General features: G+C 62.4%; 20 protein-coding genes. 11 read left to right on the top strand and 9 right to left on the bottom strand.

What is annotated here, in order from left to right; all coding sequences use genetic code 11:
* Nucleotides 1-92: 92 nt before the first annotated feature.
* Together U5K31_03670 and U5K31_03665 are read left to right on the top strand one after the other, a co-directional pair.
* Nucleotides 93-1082, top strand: a complete 990-nt coding sequence (locus tag U5K31_03670; GenBank protein ID MDZ7771825.1) for a hypothetical protein — start codon at nt 93-95, stop codon at nt 1080-1082.
* On the top strand, nt 1030-2502 hold the full coding sequence (locus tag U5K31_03665) for a HEAT repeat domain-containing protein (protein ID MDZ7771824.1): 1473 nt from the start codon (nt 1030-1032) through the stop codon (nt 2500-2502). Before U5K31_03670 ends, U5K31_03665 begins: the two co-directional genes overlap by 53 nt.
* Here U5K31_03665 and U5K31_03660 read toward each other — a convergent pair.
* Both U5K31_03660 and U5K31_03655 read right to left on the bottom strand, forming a co-directional pair.
* Nucleotides 2471-3766, bottom strand: a complete 1296-nt coding sequence (locus U5K31_03660) for an ABC transporter permease (protein ID MDZ7771823.1) — start codon at nt 3764-3766, stop codon at nt 2471-2473. The two genes, U5K31_03665 and U5K31_03660, sit on opposite strands and share 32 nt — an antisense overlap.
* A gap of 3 nt (nt 3767-3769) precedes the next feature.
* Nucleotides 3770-4690, bottom strand: a complete 921-nt coding sequence (locus tag U5K31_03655) for an ATP-binding cassette domain-containing protein (protein MDZ7771822.1) — start codon at nt 4688-4690, stop codon at nt 3770-3772.
* A gap of 191 nt (nt 4691-4881) precedes the next feature.
* On the opposite strand from U5K31_03655, the gene U5K31_03650 reads away from it, so the two are divergent.
* Together U5K31_03650 and U5K31_03645 are read left to right on the top strand one after the other, a co-directional pair.
* Nucleotides 4882-6393, top strand: a complete 1512-nt coding sequence (locus tag U5K31_03650) for a glycogen/starch synthase (GenBank protein ID MDZ7771821.1) — start codon at nt 4882-4884, stop codon at nt 6391-6393.
* Complete coding sequence (locus tag U5K31_03645) at nt 6390-7688, top strand: glucose-1-phosphate adenylyltransferase (protein ID MDZ7771820.1); 1299 nt, start codon at nt 6390-6392, stop codon at nt 7686-7688. The genes U5K31_03650 and U5K31_03645 overlap by 4 nt, the downstream gene beginning before the upstream one ends.
* A 123-nt stretch (nt 7689-7811) precedes the next feature.
* On the opposite strand, the gene U5K31_03640 is transcribed toward U5K31_03645, so the two are convergent.
* Together U5K31_03640 and U5K31_03635 are read right to left on the bottom strand one after the other, a co-directional pair.
* Nucleotides 7812-8519, bottom strand: coding sequence for a ribonuclease H-like domain-containing protein (locus U5K31_03640; protein MDZ7771819.1), 708 nt, complete (start codon nt 8517-8519; stop codon nt 7812-7814).
* Nucleotides 8520-8533: 14 nt separating this feature from the next.
* On the bottom strand, nt 8534-9580 hold the full coding sequence (locus U5K31_03635; GenBank protein MDZ7771818.1) for an asparaginase: 1047 nt from the start codon (nt 9578-9580) through the stop codon (nt 8534-8536).
* A 153-nt stretch (nt 9581-9733) separates the two neighbouring features.
* Between U5K31_03635 and U5K31_03630 the strand changes: the two genes are divergently transcribed.
* Nucleotides 9734-11863 (top strand): elongation factor G, encoded by a 2130-nt coding sequence (locus U5K31_03630; GenBank protein MDZ7771817.1) that lies wholly within the window; start codon nt 9734-9736, stop codon nt 11861-11863.
* Here the strand turns inward: U5K31_03630 and U5K31_03625 are convergent.
* From U5K31_03625 to U5K31_03610, 4 genes are read right to left on the bottom strand one after another with little or no spacing between them, the layout of a single operon-like run.
* Nucleotides 11860-13605: an OstA-like protein gene (locus U5K31_03625; GenBank protein MDZ7771816.1), complete on the bottom strand. Its 1746-nt coding sequence runs from the start codon at nt 13603-13605 to the stop codon at nt 11860-11862. The two genes, U5K31_03630 and U5K31_03625, sit on opposite strands and share 4 nt — an antisense overlap.
* On the bottom strand, nt 13605-14198 hold the full coding sequence (gene lptC / locus U5K31_03620) for an LPS export ABC transporter periplasmic protein LptC (GenBank protein ID MDZ7771815.1): 594 nt from the start codon (nt 14196-14198) through the stop codon (nt 13605-13607). The genes U5K31_03625 and lptC overlap by 1 nt, the downstream gene beginning before the upstream one ends.
* Nucleotides 14164-14811, bottom strand: coding sequence for a uracil phosphoribosyltransferase (gene upp, locus U5K31_03615; protein MDZ7771814.1), 648 nt, complete (start codon nt 14809-14811; stop codon nt 14164-14166). Before upp ends, lptC begins: the two co-directional genes overlap by 35 nt.
* A 60-nt stretch (nt 14812-14871) precedes the next feature.
* Entirely contained in the window at nt 14872-16539 is a 1668-nt protein-coding gene (locus U5K31_03610; protein ID MDZ7771813.1) for a sodium:alanine symporter family protein, read from the bottom strand.
* Between the two features lie 202 nt (nt 16540-16741).
* Here U5K31_03610 and U5K31_03605 point away from each other — a divergent pair, with 202 nt between their 5' ends.
* The gene (locus U5K31_03605; protein MDZ7771812.1) at nt 16742-17041 is read left to right on the top strand and encodes an HU family DNA-binding protein; all 300 of its coding nucleotides are present in this window, start codon (nt 16742-16744) and stop codon (nt 17039-17041) included.
* Nucleotides 17042-17431: 390 nt separating this feature from the next.
* Here the strand turns inward: U5K31_03605 and U5K31_03600 are convergent, their stop codons facing one another.
* Nucleotides 17432-18082, bottom strand: coding sequence for a hypothetical protein (locus U5K31_03600; GenBank protein ID MDZ7771811.1), 651 nt, complete (start codon nt 18080-18082; stop codon nt 17432-17434).
* Between the two features lie 149 nt (nt 18083-18231).
* Between U5K31_03600 and U5K31_03595 the strand changes: the two genes are divergently transcribed.
* The 5 genes from U5K31_03595 to U5K31_03575 all read left to right on the top strand — a co-directional run.
* Nucleotides 18232-19752: an NFACT RNA binding domain-containing protein gene (locus U5K31_03595; protein ID MDZ7771810.1), complete on the top strand. Its 1521-nt coding sequence runs from the start codon at nt 18232-18234 to the stop codon at nt 19750-19752.
* A gap of 19 nt (nt 19753-19771) precedes the next feature.
* Nucleotides 19772-20350, top strand: coding sequence for a shikimate kinase (locus U5K31_03590; protein ID MDZ7771809.1), 579 nt, complete (start codon nt 19772-19774; stop codon nt 20348-20350).
* Complete coding sequence (gene aroB, locus U5K31_03585; protein ID MDZ7771808.1) at nt 20334-21437, top strand: 3-dehydroquinate synthase; 1104 nt, start codon at nt 20334-20336, stop codon at nt 21435-21437. Before U5K31_03590 ends, aroB begins: the two co-directional genes overlap by 17 nt.
* Before the next feature lie 3 nt (nt 21438-21440).
* Nucleotides 21441-22493 (top strand): AsmA family protein, encoded by a 1053-nt coding sequence (locus U5K31_03580; protein MDZ7771807.1) that lies wholly within the window; start codon nt 21441-21443, stop codon nt 22491-22493.
* Nucleotides 22454-22658, top strand: a 205-nt coding sequence (locus U5K31_03575; GenBank protein ID MDZ7771806.1) for a hypothetical protein, incomplete at its 3' end; no start/stop codon positions are given. The genes U5K31_03580 and U5K31_03575, both read left to right, overlap by 40 nt.

Raw genomic sequence — 22658 nt, 5'->3', positions numbered from 1 at the left:
ACCTGTCGCCCGCGATGGATGGACTTCGTCGTAGCCGGAACAATTGTTATTTTAATCCCTGTAAGCAGTAAATGCCATCATATGATCCCTACATGCAAGCTTTAAAGCGCCTCCGACGTCTGTTCATTGCCGCCTGCGGACTTATTTTGCTGCTGGGCACCCTGGCCGCCCTGCCTGCGGCCGCCCAGACCGCCGACTACCAGGTCCGGCCCCGTCTCGACTTCACCTTCCTGCACCTGGGCCTTGAAATGCAGGTGGACCCGCAGCAGGGAGCCGTGGCCGGGGAGGCCGCCTGGCGCGTGGAGGCGAACGTGGACGGAGCCGACAGCCTGGTGCTGGATGCGGCGCATATGGAAATTGAATCGGTGAGCGTGGACGAGGCCGAAGCGGACTACCATATGCATAACGACTCCCTGTTCGTGTTTGTAGCCGATTCCACCGTCCGCGGCGCCATCCACCGGGTGAACGTTACCTACCGCGCCGAGCCCCGATTCGGACTGCTGCGCAGCGACAACGGCACGGTATGGACTTCCCGCCTGCCCCTTTCCAACCGCCACTGGGTGCCCCTGCCGGACCATCCCAGGGTGCGCTTCACGCTGGCCCTCTCCGTTTCGGTTCCCTCGGGCTACCGGGTCATGGCACCCGGGCGCCGCACCGGCGAACAGTTGGAGTCGGTGGACCGGGTGACCTACCGCTTCGAGAGCGCGGAAGCCCTGGCTGCGCCGGACCTGGCCTGGGCGGTGGGACGCCTGGAGGTCGACGAGACCTCCTTCGGGTCCAAGCGCATCCAGCTCTACACCGAGCAGGGTGCGGCGGGTGACTCGCTTCGGCAGGCCCTGCTGGAAGAGGCGTACGAAACACTCGATGAGCTCGAGGAGGCGGCCGGCCGCGAATACCCCGTTCACGGCTGCACGTGCTGCTGCTGGACGATCACCTCTGGGAGACCAAGAGCTGGGGCGCCTCCACGGTCTTCCTCTACCGGAATATGGGACCCCTGCAGACGCAGCTGCGAAGGGGGCTGGCCGCCCAGTGGTTCGGAGCCTGGCAGCGCGAGGAGCGCTGGGCCGACGCCGAGGCCATGAACCTCTACCAGACCCTGCTGGCCGGCGGCGGGCGACGGCCGCTGCCGGAACCGCAGGAGGCGCCGGCGAAGGGAATCTGCCGCTCACTCTCGATGAACGCCCCGGTGACAGCACGGCCGCGGGGCCCTACGGGGTCTTCGGACCCGCCGCCTGGAACCGCTGGCAGCGCGGGCTGCCGGCCTGGGAGGGCAGGGGACTCAAAAGGGTGATCCGCGAGAGCATCGGCGGCGTACTTTCCGAAGGGCCGGGCGTCTACGGCTGGGAGGACTACGCCTCCGGATGGTACCGCAGCAGCGGACAGCCTCTTTTTGATCCACCTGACCTTGCCGACGTCGTCCAGGGGCGTGAGGGCATGCAGGCCGGCCCGGAAGGCGGACGTGCGGCGTCCGATTCGGTGATCTACCGCGTAGACTACCGCCTGGACGAGGCCAACGGCAGCCTGCGTCTGGTATTCAACGCCCGCAAAGGGGTATACAGCGAGCTGACCGCCCTGCGGGGCATCGCCTTCGGGGCGGGCGGGGGTCGCGATACCACCGAGGTGACCTTCACCGGGGCAAGCGACTCCGTACAGGTGTCGGTCCCGCCCACGGCGCGTACCTTCACCCTGGAGGGCTCCGCCCACCCGAACCTCTACCTGGAGCAGTACAAGCCGGCGCCCTACCTCATTTATGAGATTCGCAACGCCGAATCGCTCGAGCAGCGCGTGGAGGCGGCCCGCCGGCTGGGCAGCCACACCGGGAATCCCGATCTGCAGCTTGCCATACAGGACTTTATGGGCGGCGATCCCCACCCGCGTGTTCGGGCGGCGCTTATGCTTTCGCTGGCCGACATCACCGGCGGAGCCGCGGGCACCGAACAGCAGTTCCTGGACGCCCTGGACAGCGGCAGCCGGGAGGTCCGCGACGCCGCGCTGATGGCCCTCCAGAACTACCCGGACAACGACCGCGTGCGTTCGCGCGTGGAGAGCCTCGCTATGGGAGCCGAAGCGGGTCCGCTCTACCGGAATGCCGTGCGGGTGCTCAGCAGCATCGGTAACGGTGACCAGCTGAACGATTTCACGGCGCGCGTGATCAGGAGCGATACGCTGGGACGAAAGGCCATCTTTGCCATAGGCCTGCTGTCGGGGACCGGCGCCACCGACCAGGCCGTTGACTACGCCGAGCACTACACGGTGCCGCGCTTTCCCTATGATGTGCGCGTCCGGGCCATAGGACTGCTGAGCCAGTTCAACCGTTCGGCCACCGACTGGGTGGCTCGGGCGGAGGAGCTTCTGGGGGATCCCGACCCGCGCATACGTTACCTGGCGGTGCGGGCGCTGGACAGCTTTTCGGCGGAGGCTGCGCGCGAGCTGCTGCAGCGTCACCTGGCCGAGGAGTACGACGCCAGGGTCAGGCCCGCATCCACTTCCAGATCTCCTTGAAGGAGGCCTTTTTGCCGTACATGAGGATACCCACCCGGTAGATCTTGGCGCCCAGGGCCAGGAAGCCGACGATGGTGCCGATCATCAGGGCGATGCAGAGTCCCAGCTCCCATAGCGGGACGTCGGTGATGGGGATGCGTGCGATCATGAGCACGGGACTCAGCAGGGGGATGAGCGAGCTGACCACTGCGATGGTGGAGTCGGGGTCCGAGGCCACCTTGGGCAGCAGCAGGATGGCGATAATAATGGGCAGCATCAGCGGAAGCATGAGCTGCTGGGTGTCTGTCTCGGAATCCACCGCCGAGCCTATGGAGGCAAAGACGGCGCTGTAGATCAGGTAGCCCAGCACAAAGAAAACGACAAAGTAGATGCCGATTACGGGGTCGATGGCGGGAATTTGAGGCATTGCGGATGCGGCACCCCCGGTAGCGTCCGCCATCTGCTGGGCCGTATCGGCGGGGGCGTCCATAAAGGAGGCGGCGATGGGACCCGCGAAGGTGAGGATGCCCACGGCGGCCACCACCCATACTACGAATTGGGTAACGCCCAGCAGTCCCACGCCCAGGATCTTGCCAAGCAGAAGCTCGAAGGGCTTGACGGAGGAGGCGATGATCTCTACGATGCGGTTGGTCTTCTCTTCTATCACACTCCGCATGACCAGTCCCCCGTAGCCGAACATGGCAAAGTACATGATGAAGGCCATCATATAGCCCAGGAAGAAGTAAAACATCGTGTTGGATTCCTCTTCCTCGCCCTCCTCGGTGAGCTCGCGGGAGACCAGCTGGGGCTGCTGGTCCAGGATGGAGCGGATCTCGCCGGACACCTCCGCGCGGTCCAGACGCACCTCACGAATGGCGTTGCGCAGGTCGGAGCGGATGCTTCCGGTCAGTTCGATGCCGCCGCTGCCGCCGTGTACCATCTCCATGTCGCTGTTCTCGGAGATGCTGCCCTCGGTTATGCGCACATAACCGCTGAGGTCGCCTTCCATGATCAGGGAACGAAGATCGGCTACCTCGGTGCCGCTGTAGTCGCTGTAGCGAAGAGAATCTATCTCGGCCAGCTTGGGATAGACCTCCCCGGTCTGGTCGAGCACGGCGAATTCATACTGCGTGTCGCTGCCGAGGAACTGCACGCCGATGGCCACCGCGAAGAAAACGATTAGTCCCAGGGGGAGCAGCAGTGTGGTAAGAATAAAAGCCTTGCCGCGGACGCGGGTCATGTATTCCCGCCCGATGATGATGCGTACTTTCCTGAAATCGATCATGGGTCAGCCCAGCTCTTTCGGATTGATATTGTCATCGCCCACGGTGGAGATGAAGATCTCCGTCAGCGAGGGTTCCACGCGCTCAAACTTGTGAATCTCTGCGTGGTCCATGGCCAGGCGCAGGATTTCCTGCATGCTGCGGTCGCCCAGCACGCGGATCTCGGCAAAGTTGGTGGAGCGGTTGTTGATGCGCACCTCCTCCAGGCTGTCTAGGAAAGAGGGGTCCCCCTCGAATTCCAGGTTGACGGTGTTTTTGCCGAATTTCTTTTTGATATCCCGCAGGTTGCCCTTGAGCACGGCGCGTCCCTTGTTGAAAAGGCAAATCTCATCGCACATCTGCTCCACCTGCTCCATGCGGTGGGTGGAGAAGAGAATGGTCTTGCCCTTCTGGCGCAGCTCGATGACGATCTCCTTGAGCATTTCACTGTTGATGGGATCCAGTCCGCTGAAGGGCTCGTCAAAGATGTAAATGTCGGGCTCGTGCGCGATGGTGGCGATGAACTGCACCTTCTGCGACATGCCTTTGGATAGTTCGCCCACCTCCTTGTCCAGCCAATCGGCCGCCTCGAAGCGGTCCAGCCAGTAGCGGATGGCCTTGCGCGCCTCCCCGTCTCTCATGCCCTTCAGGCGGGCCAGGTAGAGCAGCTGCTCGCCCACCTTCATCTTTTTGTAAAGCCCCCGCTCCTCGGGCATGTAGCCGATCATCTGCTGGGTCTCCGGGCTGGCGGTGCGCCCGTTGATGGCGATGCTGCCGCTGTCGGGCACCAGGATGTAGTTGATCATGCGGAGTGCGGTGGTCTTGCCTGCGCCGTTGGGTCCCAGCAGTCCGAAAATCTTACCCTGGTTGACCTCAAAGCTGACGCGGTTCACCGCCTGGTTGTCCCCGAAGCTTTTGCTGATGTTGTCAATCTCTATGACGGCCATGACATCCCATTTTTTACAATTTGATCACGAACATATGATATCTGCCCTGACAAACAAAGCTTTGACTGAAGTTTAAAGATTTTCTTACTTCAGGTTTACCGCAAGTTCACGGGTACGTGCTATCCTGCTCCATTGTTGCGCGCAATCCTGCCGCAGGCGGCCGCCGCGGTTCAACTCCAGTCCTATATGCCATGAAAATTCTCCACTTGAGTGCCGAGTGCCATCCCGCCGCCAAGGTGGGGGGACTGGCCGACGTGGTGGGCGCCCTGCCGCGCTACCAGCGTGAGGAGGGGGTGGAAGCCTCCGTAATCATGCCCTGCTACCAGACCCCCTGGCTTCGCGACCGGGCCGCGGCGGCCCGCACGGTCTGCGAGGGCGTCATTCCCGCGGAAGAGGGCCGCAAGACGGGCCTGGAGGGAACAGAAAGAGGTGAGCAGGTCCCGGCGCGTCCCTTCCGCGTGCTGCAAATCGAGGAACCTGGCTTGGGCTTTGATCTGTACGCGGTGGAACTGGAGGGGCTCTTCGAGGGGGAGGGCATCTACCCGGGTCCCGGCGATCCTGCCCGGGGCGTGCCCGGCGAGGCCGGCCATTTTATCGCCTTCCAGCGGGCGGTCCTGGACTGGGTGTGGGAGGAGCGTCCCGGCTTCAACCTGCTGCACTGCCACGACCACCATACCGCCCTGGTGCCCTTCATGACCTCCCGATGCCCACGCTACGGCGACCTCGCACAAATGCCCACGGTATTGACTGTGCACAATGCGCAGTACCAGGGTCGCTACGACTGGGAAAAGACGGCCCTGTTGCCGGACTTCGACCCCTCGGACAGCGGGCTGCTGGAATGGGGCGACACCCTCAACAGCCTGGCCGCCGGCCTTAAGTGCTGCTGGCATATCACCACCGTCTCGCCCACGTACCTGCAGGAGCTGGGCCGGCGAAGCGCGGGACTGGAGCGGCTCTTCCGTATTGAGCGTGACAAGTCCACCGGCATCCTCAACGGCATCGACACGCGGGAATGGGACCCTTCCGCCGATCCCCATATCCACTACAACTACGATTCGGGCGATCTGGAGAACGGCAAGGAGCGCAACAAGGCCTTCCTGCTGCGCCAGACCGGCCTTCCGCAGGCCGACGCCGGCCGCGTGCCGCTGATTTCCTTTATCGGACGCCTGGTGGGCGAAAAGGGGGCGGACCTGCTGCCTGACCTCTTCGCCGACCTGCTCGACCGTGAGGTGCCCGTGCGTTTCCTGCTGCTGGGCACCGGCGACCCGGCGCTGCATGAGCGATTCCGGGCCATGAGCAGGTGGTACGGGGAGCAGGGGAGTTTTTCGGCGGTCATTGACTATAACGAGGCGCTGGCCCACCAGATCTACGCAGGAAGCGATTTCCTGCTCATGCCTTCACGGGTGGAGCCATGTGGACTGAATCAACTCTATGCCATGCGCTACGGCACGCTCCCCGTGGTACGGTCCACCGGCGGCCTGCGCGATACGGTGACCGACCACTCCGAAGAGGGGGGCTGCGGCATCGTTTTCGAGGAATTTACCCTGGAGGCTGCCGCAGAAGCGCTGGACCGCGCCGTGGCGCTATACAGCGAGGCCGGCCGCATGGGGGAATTACGCCGCCGCGTCATGAAAAAAGATTATTCGTGGAATGCTTCTGCAATAGCGTACATTGAACTGTATGAACGGATGACAGGAAAATGAAGGAGAGCATGGAGCAATCGGTCATATCGGTTATCCTGGGCGGCGGGCAGGGCAAGCGCCTCTACCCGCTCACCAAGCTGCGTTCCAAGCCGGCCGTTCCCATCGCGGGAAAGTACCGGCTGGTGGACATTCCCATATCCAACTGCCTCAACTCGGGGATCCGCCGCATCTACGTGCTTACGCAGTTCAACTCGGCCTCCCTCAACCGCCACATCAAGAACACCTACAACTTCGACGTCTTCAGCAGCGGTTTTGTGGATATTCTGGCAGCCGAGCAGACGCCCAAGAGCCAGAACTGGTACCAGGGCACGGCCGACGCGGTGCGCCAGTCCCTCCACCACATGGAGAATCACCGCCACGACCACGTGCTCATCCTGTCGGGCGACCAGCTCTACCAGATGGATTACCACGACCTGCTGGAAAACCATGAGACCGGCGGGGCCGATATCACCATCGCCACCATACCGGTGAGGGCGGAGGACGCTACAGGATTCGGCATCATGAAGACCGACGACCAGGGACGTATTGTCGATTTTGTGGAAAAACCCGACCCCGGGGAGCTGGACCGCTGGAAGTCGAAGACTCCCGAACATCTGCGCGCCGAGGGGAGGGAGTACCTGGCCTCCATGGGCATCTACGTCTTCCGCAGAGAGGTGCTCACCGAACTCTTTAACCGCAATCCCGACGCCACCGATTTTGGCAAGGAGGTCATCCCCCACGCTATCAAACGGGATTTCGAGGTAGCCAGCTACGAATTCGACGGGTACTGGACCGACATCGGGACCATTACTTCCTTTTACGAGGCCAACCTGGCGCTCACCGACGACCTGCCCCGCTTCAATCTCTACGACAACGAGGCCACTATCTATACCCGGGCGCGCCTGCTGCCGGCCTCCAAGCTCTCCGGCACCACCTTCGACCGCTCGGTATTGGCCGAGGGCTGTATCGTGGAGGCCAGCCGTATCGAGCGATCTGTGATCGGCATCCGTTCGCGCATTGGCAAGGGCACCACCATCGAGCACGCCATCGTTATGGGCAACGATTTCTTCCCTTCCGGCGATCATGAACGCAAGGATCGCGAGCGCGAGAGGGACGACGACCTGCCCGCCCTGGGTATAGGCGAGCGCTGCTTTATCAGCAGGGCCATAATCGACAAGAACTGCCGCATAGGCGACGACGTGCGTATCAAGGGGGGCGATCACCTGGAGGACGGCGACTACGGCGACTACCATGTGGTCAACGGCATCGTCATCGTGCCAAAAAACTCCGTCATCCCGAAAGGAACAAAAGTCTAACACTAAAGTCCAAAAGTCTCGAAGTCGAAAAGTCTTGAAGTCGGTGGACCTTCGGACTTTTTGACCTCCCGACCTCCCGACTTCCCGACTTCCCGACTTTAGGACTTTTCGACTTTATAGACTTTAAAGACTTTGAATGTCCGAGAGTTTGTTCATGGCCCGCTCTTTCAGGTTTTCAAAGAGCTCGCGCCCGATGACACCGTTGGTGAAACGCAGGTGCAGCCAGACGATGTAGGTGCCCATCACGTCTTCGTAGCAGTAGCGCTCGATTTTGTCCAGTTCCCCGTCCAGGTACATGCGCTGCACGTCGCCCCCCTCGCCCGTCTTCTTGAAGGGGATGCCGATAAGTCGCCCCAGGTGCTTGAGCTTGGGCCAGGAGCTGGCCCCGTAGTTGCTGAATTCGTCCATCAGGTCCACGTTGTCGTCGCTGTAGCGGTACTGGATGTCGTAGTGGCTCAGACGCTTGGGCATCTGCAGCCCGTGCTTCATGGCGCGGTAGAGCAGCACGGGCAGGTCGAAGGAGCGCCCGTTGTGGTGGATGAGCCCGAAGTCCTTGTAGGTTCCGAGGGCTTCAAAGAGTTTCTGGAGACCCTCCTTCTCGTCCTCCCCGCTCCAGGAGATCTTCTGCTTGGGCATGCCGTTGTTCTCGATCCAGAGGCCCACCCAGGAGACCATCCGGTGGTACATGGGAGGCATGAAGCCGGAACCGCCGCGCGAGAGCTCCTCGGCGGCCTGCAGCATCATGGTCTCATTGTCGTCGTCCGGATCGGTGAGCACGGAGCGGATAAAGTCGAAGTCGTTGACGGTCTCAATATCGAATACGAAAAACATGGCAAAATGGCTGGTTAATCGGTTTTAACGCGGGTCCCGGAACGGTCCGGCCGGGACCCGCCGGCCGCGCTTACCTCCCCGGCCAGGCTTTGCGGGAAACGCCCGCGGGTGGCCTCCACGCTTCCGGTCTGTTCCAGAAGGTACATGATTTTGGTGAGGGTCGCTTCCGTAGTCATGTCGCCCGCACCCAGCACGCCCATCTCCTGGGCCCTGCGCCCGCTCTCGTACTTGGAGAGGTCCACCGCATCGTAGGCCGCCTGGGAGGTGATCACCAGCAGGATGCCGCGGTCCAGGCAGCGCTGCAGGAAGGGGAGCAGGCTGTAGGGCTCCTTCAGCGGGAAGTTGCCGCTGCCGAAGGATTCGATGACCAGGGCCTGTACCTCTTCCAGGGGAAGGGCCTCAAGGTGCCGCTGGGAGAGGCCGGGGAAGATCTTCAGCAGCAGTACCCGGTCGTCGAAGCCCGGCGCCGCTTCAAAATCGCCTGCCGGCTGCGGAGGCTCCACGTTGCGCTCGATGTTGAGGCCGATCTCCGCCAAGGGCGGGAAATTGGGGGAGGCAAAGGCGTCGAAGTCGCCAATGCTCATTTTGGTGGCGCGGTTGCCGCGGAAGAGGAAGTCGTTGAAGCAGATGCCCACCTCGTTGAAGGGCAGGGTGGCCATTTCGATGGCGTTGACCAGGTTGCGGCGGGCGTCGCTGCGGATATTGCGCATGGGTACCTGGCTGCCGGTCAGGATCACGGGCTTGCCCAAATTGCGCAGCCCGAAGGAGAGGGCGGAGGCGGTATAGGCCATGGTGTCGGTGCCGTGCAGAATGACGAAGCCGTCGAAGTCTTCGTAACGCTCGCCTATGCGCGAGATGAGGCGGTCCCAGTGCAGGGGACTCACATCGGAGCTGTCTTCGAAAAAGAGCTTCTCGGGGTGGAGGGAGGCGATCTCCTCGAGTTCGGGGATTTCCCGGTAGATGAGCTCCTCCCAGCGCTCCGGATCGAGCCCGGGCGTCTGCCCGGCGCCTATGTCCATGGCGATGGTGCCGCCGGTCTGGATGAGCAGGATGTTTTTCATGATTGGGATGCTGCCTGTTTTGCGCTTCCTGCGCGGGCGCCATGTTAGCAATTTTTGGAGAAAATATTTTGGCGCGACTCCATTTTTTCCATTATATAGCCTTTACAGCAATCGTACACCTGCAACAGCGGGCGCCCGCAAGCAAGAGGAATTATGGACGTCTACCCTCCTTCACGCATTCGCAACGTCGTTCTGCTGGGACATGCCGGTTCGGGCAAAACCACCCTGGCCGAGACCATGCTCTACGAATCGGGAACCGTAAGCCGCCGCGGGTCGGTGGAGGAGAAATCCACTCTTTCCGACTACCATGAGATCGAAAAGGAGAAAGGTAAATCGGTCTTTTCATCCTTTCTGAGCCTGGACTGGAGGGGCAGCAAGATCAACCTCATCGACACGCCGGGCACGGCCGACTACGTGGGAGAGGTAGTTGGGGCGCTGCGTGTGGCCGACACCGCCATTTTTACCCTGAACGCCGAGTACGGGGTGGAGGTGGGTACGGAGGCCCTCTGGAAGTACACCCGCAACTACCGCATCCCCTCGCTGTTCATTGTCAACAAGCCCGACACGGGGCAGTCCGATTTTCAGCGTACGGTGGACATGGCCAGGGAGCGCTTCGGACGCGGCGTAGTGGTGGTGCAGTACCCCTACAGCGAGGGCGAGGATTTCCACGCCATCATCGACGTGCTGAAAATGACCATGTACGAATTTCCGGAGGGGGGAGGCAAGCCCGACAAGCTGCCCATTCCCGACGCTCACCAGGCCCAGGCTGACCTGCTGCACAACCAGCTGGTGGAGGCGGTGGCCGAGAACGACGAGACGCTGTTGGACCTCTACCTCGAACAGGGCGAGCTGACCGAGGCGCAGATGCGCGAGGGCCTGCAGAAGTCCCTGCTCAGCGGCGACCTCTTTCCCCTGTTCTGCTGCTGTGCCGAGCGCAACATGGGCACGGGCCGCGTGATGGGATTCCTGGGAAACGTCTCTCCCAATCCCCTGGAGGCCAACCCTCCCAGGACGGAGGAAGGGGAGGAGTTTCCGCTGGATCCCGACGGGCCGCCGGTGCTCTTTACCTTCAAGAACAGCGCGGAATCGCACGTGGGTGACCTGCTCTACTTCAAGGTCTACGGCGGCAGCGCCAGCCCCGGCACCGACCTGGTCAACCATCGCACCGGCAACGGGGTGCGCCTGTCCACCCTCTACCTGACGCGGGGGGAGAAGCGCCAGGAGATCAGGGAGCTCAGGTCCGGCGATATAGGCGCGGCGGTCAAGCTGAAAGACACGGCCGTGAACGACACCCTTCATCCCAAGGCGCAGCCGGTGGCCCTGGAACCCATTCAATTTCCCGAGCCTACCATCCGGACGGCCGTCAGGCTGAAGAAGGAGGGGGACGAGGACAAGCTGGGGCAGGCCCTGCACCAGTTGCAGCGGGAAGACCTCTCCCTGCAAGTGGAGCACAGCCAGGAGCTCAACCAGGTTATTCTGCACGGGCAGGGCGAGGAGCACCTGGCCGTGATCCGCTACGAGCTTGAGAAGCGATTCGGGCTGGAATTCGACTTTGTGCAGCCGCGCATTCCCTACCGCGAGACCATTACCCAGGCCGTGCGAGCCCACTACCGCCACAAGAAACAGACCGGCGGCGCCGGGCAGTACGCCGAGGTGCATCTTCTGATCGAGCCGCTCACCGACCCTATGCCCGAGCATGATGACCTCAAGGTGCGCGACGTGCAGGAAATCGAGCTGGAGTGGGGCGGGAAGCTGGTATTCCGCAACTGCATCGTGGGCGGGGTGATCGACAACCGATTTCTGCCCGCCATCCTCAAGGGCATCATGGAAAAGATGCAGAACGGTCCCATCAGCAGCTGCCGGGTGCGTGACATACGGGTTTCCGTCTTCGACGGCTCCATGCACTCGGTGGACTCCAACGAGGCGGCCTTCAAAACGGCGGCCCTGATGGCCTTCAGGGACGGTTTTCTGCGGGCCAGCCCCAAGCTGCTGGAGCCCATCTATGAGGTGGAGATCACCGTGCCGGCCGACTACATGGGCGACGTGATGAGCGATCTGAGCACGCGAAGGGGACAGGTGATGGGCATGGACGCCGAGGGTTCCATCCAGAAGGTCAAGGCCCTCGTGCCGCTGGAAGAGCTCGACCACTACGCCACGCGGCTCAAATCGATGACCCAGGGCAGCGCCTCCCACACGCGCCGCTACGCCCACTATGCCGAAGTACCACGCGAGCACCAGCAGCGCATCGTCGAGCAGACCATGGCGCTGTCGGAAAGCGCTTAGCGCTCCTGTGAGCTTATAAAGTCGAGGTAGCGGGGGGGCAGCTCGAAGGGCCGCTCCGCCGGTATGGTAGGGAAACGACGCTCCATGGGCTGTGCGGGACGCGAGGGCCGCAGATCCGGCTCCCACCGGAAGCCCTCCAGGCGGCGTTTGGCCGTATCCTCGCTTTCGGGCAGGGTGAATCCTCTGGGCTGCTCCAGCACGCGCATTTCCACGAGCTGACCTTCCTCAAAAAGAATGCGGATGTCGGAGGCCGAGAGTTCGATGGCCCCGTCGGGCTGCCCCTCGTCGTTCACGAAATAGCGCAGCAGCCGACCCTCCGGCCACACCCTTATGCGGTGGAGCGCCCCGCCGGAAAAATCGGCCGTCAGAGTGTCGCCGGTGATCTGGTTTAGGCGCCCGATGGCCGTATCCTGCTGCACCGCAAAAGGCCGGGTGTGGGAGACCAGGCGCTCCACCTGGCTGCCCTGCAGCTCCACGCGTATGTAGGGGCCACTGAGCTGAATGTTGCGGTACCAGGCGCGCGGCTCCTTGTGCAGTTCGAAGGTTTCGGAGCCGCCGTCGTAGCGCGCGCTGTCCGAAAGAGAGGAGAAGCGCGGGGACCAGATGCGCACGCTGTCGCGGGCGTCCACCGTATTCACCGTGTCGCCCTGCGCCCCGGCTTGCCGGCGCATGAGGATCTCGCGGGCCATAATATGGGTGGTGTCGCGCCGTACTTCCGGAGCGCTGTCGCGGGATGCCGCGTAGAGGGTGTCCGGAAAGAGGCCGTCCGGCGGACGGGCGCCGAGACTGTCGGCTCGTCCGGCGTCCAGGCTGTCCGGCAGGGCCTCACGGAGGCTGTCCGGCAGCTCCGCGTCGGCTTCCAGGCGGCCGGCTACGCTGTCCGGCAGGACCGCCCCGCTGATGCCGGCGGCGGGATGGGGCGTCCCGGTGGAGTCGGCGTCTCGCGGGATGGGATCGGGCCGACGCAGCGGACCGCTGTCTGCGCTGTCGGCATCAAGGGTATCCGCTGAAACCCGCCGCAGCCAGGCATCTCCTCGCAGCAGGCGCCGCCCGGTGGAGTCGGCCTCCAGGTAGCGCCCCGTCAGCGTGCTCCGGTTTTCGGTGTCACGGGCATAGATCTGCCCGTAGAGTTTGTAGTACCCGGTGCTGCGGTTGGTAAAGAGGCTGTCGCCCTCCAGGTACTGGGTGGAGTCGGCAAGCTGGACCTCCCCGCGGAAGACCGCGCTGTCGGCCTCACGGTGGTAGAATCCTGAGTTGGCGCGCAGCACGCCCTGGGGATCCTCCAGGCGCACCCCGTCCAGAAAGTGTCCCACCTTGGTGGAGAAGCGGTAGTCCACGCTGTTGCCGAAGAGGGTGGTGGAGTCGGAGCGGATAATCACGCGTCCTCGCAGCTGGCTGAAATCCAAGTCGGTGAAGTAGGCCAGCGAGTCGGCCCAGATGCGCTCCTCCGCGGTGATGATCTCGATATTGCCGTAGGCGCGGACTTCTGCGCGGTCAAAAAAACGGTAGGCGCTGTCGCAGTACATTTCGAAATCGCCCATGCGCAGGTGCACGTCGCCCAGGATCTCCTGGACGGGCTCTCCGTCCACCATTTCATCGGTGACTGATTCTGAATCCAGAATGTTGACCCGCTGCTGGGCCTCTGCGGGGAGAGCGGTCGCCAGCAGCACCAGCAGCGCAGTCAGGGCCGGGAACGCGGGCAGACGGCGGGCGGGGGTTATGCGGAGTCGGTTCCTATCCATTAGTCGAGCGTGATGCTGCCGCGGGCGTCATGCAGAGTAACACTGGAGAGATCGGCTGTACCCGTCAGTCCCGTACCGGCCAGGGTGTCGGTGGGGGTGGTCACCACCACGAAACGCGGGGTGTCGATGGTGTTCTCGCCCTGGTTCCAGCGCAGGTACTCCGAGGAGAGGGTGCGTCCCTCGTCGGTCTCCACCTGCACGTCGCCGAAGAACTCGAAATGAAGGGTGGCCGCGCGATAGATGGCGCGGTCGGAACGCACGCGGGTGGTTACCGCGCCGGTAGAGTCGTAGACGTCGATGTGCACCGGTCCGTCGATATGGGTGCGGCTGGAGTCGCCCCGTGTGTAGGTGGCGGCGTACGAGCCTGTCAGGCGCGCCTTGGTCCGCTCCTTCTCCATGATGGCGATCTCAACGTCCCAGGCTTCGGTGGAGGAGGTGAGGGAGTCGTTGAGGGCCTCGTTGATCTGCTGTACCTGATCGCTGCTCAGGTCGTTGCAGGAGGAGAGGCCGAAGCCGAAGGCCGCCAGAAGGGCGGCGAGCAGAAAGCTGCGCAGGGCATCAGAGGGTGTCGAAATAGCGGTCCCCCGCGTCACCCAGTCCCGGTACGATAAAGGCCTCATCATTCAGTTTCTCGTCAATTGCGGCGGTGATCAGGGGCACGTCGGGATGCTGTTCCCGGAGCTTGCGAATCCCTTCAGGCGCTGAAATTAACGAAATAAAACGTAAATGTTGTGCGCCCCGCCTGCGTAGATGGGAGAGGGCGCCGCAGGCGCTTCCGCCGGTGGCCAGCATGGGATCGACCACCAGCACCAGGGCCGACTCCACCCCGCCGGGGATGTTGGCGTAGTAGTCCACGGGCTCGTGGGTCTCCTCGTCGCGGTACATGCCCAGGTGACCCACCCGCGTTTCGGGCAGCAGCTGCAGGAAGGCGTCCACCATGCCCAGACCGGCCCGCAGGATGGGCACCACGATTACGTCTCCGGATAGTCGCCGCCCGGTGGTCTCACGGATGGGCGTCTTCACGCGGCATTCCTCGGTGGGCGCCCCGCGGAGGGCTTCCATGGCTAGGGCCAGCGAAACCCGGTGCAGTGCCCGGCGGAAGGCGTCGGCCCCGCTGCCCGCATCGCGCAGCAGGGTGACGTCGCGCGCCACCAGGGGATGGTCCACCACGGTCACCTTATCGACTCTTCGACTTTCAGACTTCAAGACTATCCGACTTTCAGACTTCCCGACTTCTAGACTTTAGGACTTACCAGACTTTATAAGTTATACGTCCGTATTCTCAAAGTACTTTTTGTGAATCTTGTAGGCTACGCCTGAGAGGGCGAAGAGGGCGATGATGTTGAAGAAGGCCATCAGACCCAGCATCACGTCGCCGAAGCTCCAGATCACGGCCACCGAGACCACCGCTCCGAAAAAGTGCATGCCTACAAAGGCGATCCGGTACCAGAAGATGGATTCGAAGCCGAAGAGGTATTGTGCCGCGCGGTCGCCGTAGTAACTCCAGCTGATGGAGGTGGAGATGGCAAAGAGCAGCACGGCAAGGGTCACGATGTAGCCGCCGCCCGAAGTCAGCGGGGCGAGTCCCCGTTCGAAGGCGGCCGAGGTGAGCGGCGCGCCCAGCTGCACGACGCCCCCGTAGAGGGTGGTGATACGGCTGTCGTCGTCGGTAAAGGTACTTACCGCCATGTAGTCGCCCTCCTCGTTCTGCTGCAGCTCAATGCGGCCGTTGAAGGGCGTAGAGTAGCCTTGATCCACGTACATGGTGTCGGCGGGGAATTCGTTATAGTACATGGTGCCGTTTACGGGTATGCCGTTCTCGAAATAGAGCACCGGCGCGTCACTCTCCATGCCCGGCGATTCCTGGGAGGCGGTGTAGGTGTAGTGCGTCACGTCACCCGAAGGATCCACCGAGGAGGGGTGATGGGCGTCCCAGGAGCCGGTGGAGACGATAACCAGGCCGGTCATGGTGCAGATAATCAGCGTGTCGATAAAGGGTTCCAGCAGGGCCACCACGCCTTCACGCACAGGCTGGTCGGTTTTGGCCGCCGAGTGGGCGATGGGGGCCGATCCCTGGCCCGCCTCGTTGGAAAAGATGCCTCGCTGCACTCCGTAGCTCAGGGTGAAGATGAGGGCGCCCGAACCCACGCCGAGAGCGCCGGCTTGCGGGTTGAAGGCATTGCTGACGATGGTCACAAAGGAGGGGATCACGGCTTCGTAGTTGATCAGCAGGATGACCAGCGCGCCCAGCACGTAGAGGATGCCCATGACAGGCACAAGGCGGGAGGTTACCCGACCGATGCGCTTGATGCCGCCCAGCACCACCATGGCCACCAGACTGGCGGTAATCAGTCCTGTGATGGCCACGGGTACCTGAAAGTCGGTTTTCATCATGTCGGCCACCGTGTTGGCCTGCACGGCGTTGCCGGTAAGGAAGGCGCAGATGGCGGCGGAAATGGCGAAGGCCACGGCCAGCCACTTCCAGTTGGAGCCCAGTCCCCGTTCGATATAGTACATGGGTCCCCCGGAAACCGAGCCGTCGGGATTCTTGCCGCGGTACTCCTGGGCGAGGGTTACCTCCGTATACTTGATGGCCATGCCAAAGATGGCGGTCACCCACATCCAGAAAAGCGCGCCGGGTCCCCCGTAGTGAATGGCCAGGGCCACCCCGGCGATATTGCCGATGCCCACCGTAGCCGAAAGGGCGGTGGTGAGGGCCTGGAAGTGGTTGATGTCCCCGTCGTCGTCGGGGTCGTCGTAGAAGCCGGAGACCACCTTGAGGCCGTGGGCAAAACGCCGTATCTGAACGAATCCGAGGCGGAAGGTGATGAAGAGGCCGAAGGCGAGCAGGAGGACCACCATGGCCGGCATCGCTTCAGGAAAGTTCCAGATTGCGTTTTCTAGCCACGCTATGACCCGTTCAAATGTCTCCATGAGCTCCTGTTGGTGATATGTTCGTTAACGATTTTGGATGAAAGTATAAAAGAAATTTGAATTTTTTAGATTCAAATGAAGTTTCGACATTGAAGTGACATTAAAAAACGTTAAAATCGAAGAAAATAAAAGCTTACTGCAGATCAAGAAGCGCACGTTCCCCTCACGGGGAATAATTTTAAATCGAGACAGGTGACTGGTTATGACGAAAGCGGACATCGTAGACGTGATATCTTCATCGACAGGACTCACCAAGGTTGAGACGGAGGCGGTGGTCAACGGCTTCATGGAGACCGTGATCGACGCCATGAAACGCGGCGAACACATCGAGCTGCGCGGTTTCGGCAGCTTCAAGGTGGTCAAGAGGGCCGAACGCGTGGCGCGCAACCCCAAGACCAACGAGGAGGTCATCGTGCCCGAGCAGTACGTACCCACCCTCAAGATGTCGAAGGACTTCAAGGAGGAGGTCAACAAGTCGATGATGAATGGCGAGGAGGAATAACCCGGTCGGGACTAGGAAATATCGGAATTGTTCGTATCTTGACAGCCTTTAAGATCCCCCGTCCACCGTGGGTGCCGGTTGGCGCTCCCGGCGGTGACGAACCGCAGAGGCGGAGAGAGACCAACCATCACTGTTAAAACGAAGGTGACTATTATGCCCAGCGGAAAGAAGAGAAAACGAGCGAAAATCTCCAAGCACAAGCGCAAGAAGCGTCTCCGCAAGAACCGCCACAAGAAGAAAAAGTAGCGCGGGACGACCGTACGCCTATTCAGGCCCTGCCGCTTTTCTCCCCGCCCTGTGCGGGACGAAAGGAGGAGGGCCTTTTTCTTTGGCGGAAGAATTTGCGGGTAGGTAAAGGCTTGCGGGCAGGGGCGTCCGCTGCAGGGGAGCTCAGGCCGCCACCGAGGCGAGGGTGTTGTCCACGATCTTGTTGACCTTGCGCGACTTGGCCAGCAGGGAGCGAAGCTGGCGGGTCACGAACCGGTGTACGTCGTTGAGGCTCTCCATGTCGGAGAGGGTGTACTGGTAATAGGAGATGAGATTGATAGCCGAGAGGTACTTGTCGGTGCTGTCGCCCTCCACCTCCACATGCCAGCGGGTGATGATGTTGTCGTCCCCCAGCAGCTGGTTCACGTCGCGGCTGATCTCTTCCATCCACTCGCTGGCCGATTCCAGGCGGCGCGACTGACTGTGGCCCTCCACCTGCGGCTGGGACTTCTCCTCGTTGAACATCCAGGTGATTTCGATGTCGATGACCGGTGCGATGGAGGTGCTCACCATGTTCTCCTCCTGCAGGAAGGGATGCTCTTCCATGCCTTCAAGCTGACGGGCCAGCACAGTCTCGCGGAAACGGTCCCAGTCGAAATTGATGGAGAGGGTGTCGAGGAAATGGGACTGCCCGGAGAGGTCGATGAGAATTTCCAACCCTGTGGCATTTATTCTATCTTCATTCCATGTCTTGAAGGTCTTGATTTCCGCTTCCCTCTTGTTCAGCTCCTGTTCAATGCAGTTTACAACGGAATTAAAGATGGGATAGATCATTCACCGAACCTGCAAATTGTTACGGTTTTTGTTCAGGGTCACTCCTCTAATGCATGAATAATTATTTCGTCCTAATATATCTAAACTCCGAGATAAAAGAAAAGATCCGGGGGGGAGTATACCTGCGTGGGATAAGTCCCCACAAGGATGTGCTGGAGCTCTACCTGGAGGCCGGCGGGGAGCGCCACCGGCTGATATTCAGCGCCAATCCCTCGGAGACGGCGATCTTCCTGGACGACTACAGACCTCCGAAAAAAAGCAACGTGATGGATTTTTTCGGCGAGCTCGAGGGCCGGCGCGTGGAGGGCACCCGGCTGGCGGAGGAGGACCGCCTCTGGGAGGTTCGTTTCGAAGGGGAGTATTCCCTGCTTTTCAAGCTCTACGGGGGCAGTCCCAACGTCTACCTCACCGACGGGAAGGAGATCCTTGACGCCTTCAAGAATCCGGAGGAGGTGCGCGGGGAGGCGCCCCCGGAGGCGCACCCCCCGGACAGGGATGAGGAGCCGCGCATGCGGGCCATCCCGAAGAACCGACTTACCGGTCTGCATCCCAAGCTGCCTCGCAATCTGCTGCCGCACCTGGTAGAGCAGCACGCGGTGGATGGGATGGACGCCGCCGAGACCGTCGCCTTCGGCGAGCGCATCGTCCGTGCCATGAAGGAGAAGCCCTGTCCGCGGGTGCTGCAGACCGGCGACCTGACGCTGTGGGACGAGGAGCTGCTCGACCTGCCCACCGACCGGGCCTTCGACTCGGTGAACGACGCCGTGCGGCACGCCTACCGCAACGCCGTGCACCTGAGGAGACTCAACAACCGCCGTGAGAAGGTGAGCCGCTTCCTGGAACGCATGGAATCGAAAAAGGCGAGCCGCCTGGAGCAGCTACGCCAGGCCGACAGAAGTTTGGAGAGGGCCGACACCTACGAGCGCAGCGCCCACCTGCTGATGGCCCATGCCCACGAGGAGCTGGAGCCCCGGCTGGAGACGGGGGAGGGGGAGACCGTTGTACGCCTGCCTGATATCTACGAGGAGGACCGGGAAATTTCCATTGCGGTGGACCCGAACAGGGGCTTTTCGGGCAACGCCGAACAGTACTATGAGAAAGCCCGGTCGGCCCGGAGAAACTACGAGGAGGCCCGCCGGCGGATCCCGCGGGTGGAGAGGGAGCTGGAGGCGGTGCGCCGGCTGCGGGAGGAGCTGGGGAAGGTGACGCACCTGGGGGAGATGCAAGACTGGTTCGGAGAGCGCCGGGAAAAGCTGGAGGAGCTGGGTTTCGGCAACGAGTCCGGCGAGGTGGCCTCCTCCCCCTACCGCAAGCTGAAGGTGGGAAAATACGAAGTCTGGGTGGGCAAGAGCGCCCGTAGCAATGACCAGCTTACCAGCCTGGCCCATAAGGAAGACGTCTGGCTGCACGCCCGGGGCGTCCCCGGCTCGCATGTGGTGATCCGCATGGGCAACACCTCGGACTATCCCCCGCAGGAGGTCATCCTGCAGGCTGCGGGCTTTGCAGCCTGGTTTTCCAAGGCGCAGGGAATGAAAAGCGCGCCCGTCATGTATACCAAACGCAAATACGTGCGAAAGCCCAAAGGGGCCGGACCCGGCGCCGTGAAGGTGGAGCGCGAGCAGGTGGTGATGGTGCCCCCGGTGGAACCGCGGGCGCAGCACCGCCGTTGAATGGAATAATCCCGGCGACGTGAACAGGACCGACATCCCCAACCTTCCCGAACGGATCTGGATCTGCGGCTTCATGGGCGCCGGCAAGAGCACCGTGGGACGCCTGCTGGCCGAGCGCCTTGAGGTGCCTTTTGCGGACCTCGACCGCCGCGTGGCCCGGCAGGCGGACATGGAGATTTCCGAGATTTTCCGGGAGGAGGGAGAAGAGGGCTTCCGAAGACGCGAACGCGCCTGGCTTAAGAAGGCCATGCGTGAAGCGTCCGGCGTGATCGCCCTGGGCGGGGGCTCCCTTCAGAACCAGTCTCTGGTGGATGATCTCAAGCTCAACGGCCTCCTTATATTTATTGATACCCCATTTTCTGTTATCTTTGAGCGTATTCGCAAGGACACCGGCCGACCGCTGGCCGACGCGGCGGGGGAGCCGGGGGCCGATCACGAAAAGGGCAGGGAGGCATTGCAGGCCCTGCTCGAACGCCGCCGCCCTCTCTACGAGCAGGCCGAACTGAGCCTGCGTCTCGACCCGGACGAACGGCAGGATCCGGAGCAGATGGTTGACCAACTTATGGACAAGATACGTCTTCATGTCTCACACCTTTGAACTGGGCGCCGAACGGCGCTGGTCCAGCCGCTACAGCGTGGGCGAGCGGTTATGGGACTCTTTCCGCACCTTCGGTCGGGATCGCTACGGCGACGCACGGCTCATGGTGGTGGTGGACGAGAAGGTGATGCGCCTTCACGGGGAGACCCTGGAGGCGGAATGCGGCGAGTCCTTCCGCGAATGCGTTTTCCTGCAGGTGCCCGAGGGGGAGTCCAGCAAGTCGGTGTCGCAGTGGAAGCGCCTGACGGACGCCCTGATGGAGAACTCCCCGGAGCGCGGCACACCCCTGCTGGCCGTGGGGGGAGGGGTGACCGGCGATCTCGCCGGTTTTGCCGCCGCCACCCTGCTGCGAGGGGTGCCGCTGCTGCATATGCCCACCACCCTGCTGGCCATGGTCGACAGTTCCATCGGGGGCAAGACCGGGGTCAACCACCCTGCGGGCAAGAACCTGGTGGGCGCTTTCCACCAGCCGGACGCCGTCTTTGCGCAGACTTTTTTCCTGGAGACCCTGGAGCGGCGGGAGTGGATCAACGGGCTGGCGGAGGTGCTTAAGTACGCCGCCATTCGCGAACCGCAGCTGTTCGGGGAGATCGAGGAAGCCGCCGGACAGGGGTTCGTCCCCTCCCCGCGCTGGGAGGACCTCATTCACCGCAGCGCGCGCATCAAGGCGGAGATCGTCGAGGAGGACGCCCTGGAGAAGGGCCGGCGCGCCTGGCTCAACTTCGGCCATACCTTCGGACACGCCCTCGAAAAGATCGCAGGTTACGGTAATATCTCCCACGGGGAAGCCGTTTTTCTGGGTATGATCGCCGCCTGCCGGGCCTCCGAACTGCGCGGCGCCCCGGTGGACGCCGGACGGCTCGAACCCTTTATTCCCCTCTACCGCGCACCCTACGGCCGCTACGCCGATCGGGTGCCGGAACTGATCGAGGCCATGAAAAGAGACAAGAAAGTGAAAGACCACACCATACGGCTGGTGCTGCTGGACCGGTGGGGCGAACCACGCCTGGTACCCTGCGAAGATGAGGAGCTGATCGGGGAGGCGTGGCGCTACGCATTTCGAAATATCAATTCCACGCCCGCCTGACTTTTGCTGCTACGCTGGCTACATACCACCTGGACCTATCTGCTGAGACTGGTTTTCGGGGCGGCGCTTCTGCTGCTGCTGTTCGGAGGCATTGCCTTCGGACTGCTGCAGCTTGAAGCCACCCGTTCCTGGCTGGTTGACCGCCTGGAGCGCGACTACCGGACGGCCTTCCGCTCCGAACTTGACGTCGGCAGCCTCCGGGGTACCCTGCCTTTCCGTGCCAGCCTGGATGAGGTGACCGTGACCCATGCCCGGACGGACGGCGCCGCCGGGGCCGACACCCTGCTCTCGGTCGAGCGCGTGGACGTAACCCTCGATCCCTGGAGTTTGTTGAGCAACCGCCTCAGCATCACCGGGTTTTCGGTGCAGGGACCGCGGCTGCGACTGCTCACCGACTCCACCGGCGCCTACACTTGGGCCCAGGCCCTGGCACCTGCCCGGCCTGATACGGCCGCCGCGATCCGCACCGCAGAACGTGAGGGGGACCCGGCGCCCGAAACCACCTCCCGTTCCTGGTTCCACAACATACGTATCATCGCTCCCGAGGTCAGCATCACCGGCGGATCGGTCTACGTGGACCGTCTCCACGGGGCCGCCGGACGCGCGGGTCTGCCGCAGCCCTTAGAAATCGGTGAGCTGCAGGCCTCCTTTTTCCTGGAACTCACCGAGCGGCAGCGTTTCTGGGATATCCGCTCGCTCTCCATGCAGGTGGGCGAGCTGCAGGCGGGTGACGTCGCCCTCAGCGGTCAGGTCTACAACGACAACCGCTTTCTGGAGTTCAACGGCTTCACCCTGAGGCTGGGCGACTCTGAACTGGAGCTCTCCGGGGAGGTGGAAGGAGTGGACCTCTATGCCGGCCAGCTGGCACGACAGTTCAGGGAAGCCCATTACGACCTCAACCTGGGCTCCTCCCGGCTGGTGCTGGACGATTTCCGGGAGCTCTCCCCCGTATCCCCGAGGTGGGACGCCCCCTCGATTTCAGCCTGCACGCGGAGGGACGCGTCGACTCCCTTTGGGTGGATGAATTCCGTTTTGGCCTGGGCGAGAGTTTCCTGACGGCCGACGGTTTCGTGGAGGGACTGGATCGAACCGACAGCCTGCGCTACCGTGCCTCGCTGCTGAACCTGGTGCTGCGCCGGCAGGATGTGGAGACTCTGGCGGGCAGCCTGCCCCAGCCACACTACCAGCTGCTGGAGAATCTACGCGCCGACGGCACGCTTC

Source organism: Balneolaceae bacterium (genome assembly GCA_034521445.1).
Taxonomy (GTDB): domain Bacteria; phylum Bacteroidota; class Rhodothermia; order Balneolales; family Balneolaceae; genus JAXHMM01.
Note: the sequence above shows the minus strand (reverse complement) of the source record. Positions and strands in the feature narration are given on the sequence as shown.

What these genes read in the sequence shown, in the direction of transcription:
- U5K31_03605 (MDZ7771812.1), top strand. Translation starts at nt 16,742, where the DNA reads ATGACGAAAGCGGACATCGTAGACGTGATATCTTCATCGACAGGACTC.
- U5K31_03610 (MDZ7771813.1), bottom strand. Translation starts at nt 16,539, where the DNA reads ATGGAGACATTTGAACGGGTCATAGCGTGGCTAGAAAACGCAATCTGG.
- aroB (MDZ7771808.1), top strand. Translation starts at nt 20,334, where the DNA reads ATGTCTCACACCTTTGAACTGGGCGCCGAACGGCGCTGGTCCAGCCGC.
- U5K31_03655 (MDZ7771822.1), bottom strand. Translation starts at nt 4,690, where the DNA reads ATGGCCGTCATAGAGATTGACAACATCAGCAAAAGCTTCGGGGACAAC.
- U5K31_03635 (MDZ7771818.1), bottom strand. Translation starts at nt 9,580, where the DNA reads ATGAAAAACATCCTGCTCATCCAGACCGGCGGCACCATCGCCATGGAC.
- U5K31_03645 (MDZ7771820.1), top strand. Translation starts at nt 6,390, where the DNA reads ATGAAGGAGAGCATGGAGCAATCGGTCATATCGGTTATCCTGGGCGGC.
- U5K31_03600 (MDZ7771811.1), bottom strand. Translation starts at nt 18,082, where the DNA reads ATGATCTATCCCATCTTTAATTCCGTTGTAAACTGCATTGAACAGGAG.
- U5K31_03630 (MDZ7771817.1), top strand. Translation starts at nt 9,734, where the DNA reads ATGGACGTCTACCCTCCTTCACGCATTCGCAACGTCGTTCTGCTGGGA.
- U5K31_03640 (MDZ7771819.1), bottom strand. Translation starts at nt 8,519, where the DNA reads ATGTTTTTCGTATTCGATATTGAGACCGTCAACGACTTCGACTTTATC.
- U5K31_03650 (MDZ7771821.1), top strand. Translation starts at nt 4,882, where the DNA reads ATGAAAATTCTCCACTTGAGTGCCGAGTGCCATCCCGCCGCCAAGGTG.
- U5K31_03625 (MDZ7771816.1), bottom strand. Translation starts at nt 13,605, where the DNA reads ATGGATAGGAACCGACTCCGCATAACCCCCGCCCGCCGTCTGCCCGCG.
- U5K31_03660 (MDZ7771823.1), bottom strand. Translation starts at nt 3,766, where the DNA reads ATGATCGATTTCAGGAAAGTACGCATCATCATCGGGCGGGAATACATG.
- U5K31_03670 (MDZ7771825.1), top strand. Translation starts at nt 93, where the DNA reads ATGCAAGCTTTAAAGCGCCTCCGACGTCTGTTCATTGCCGCCTGCGGA.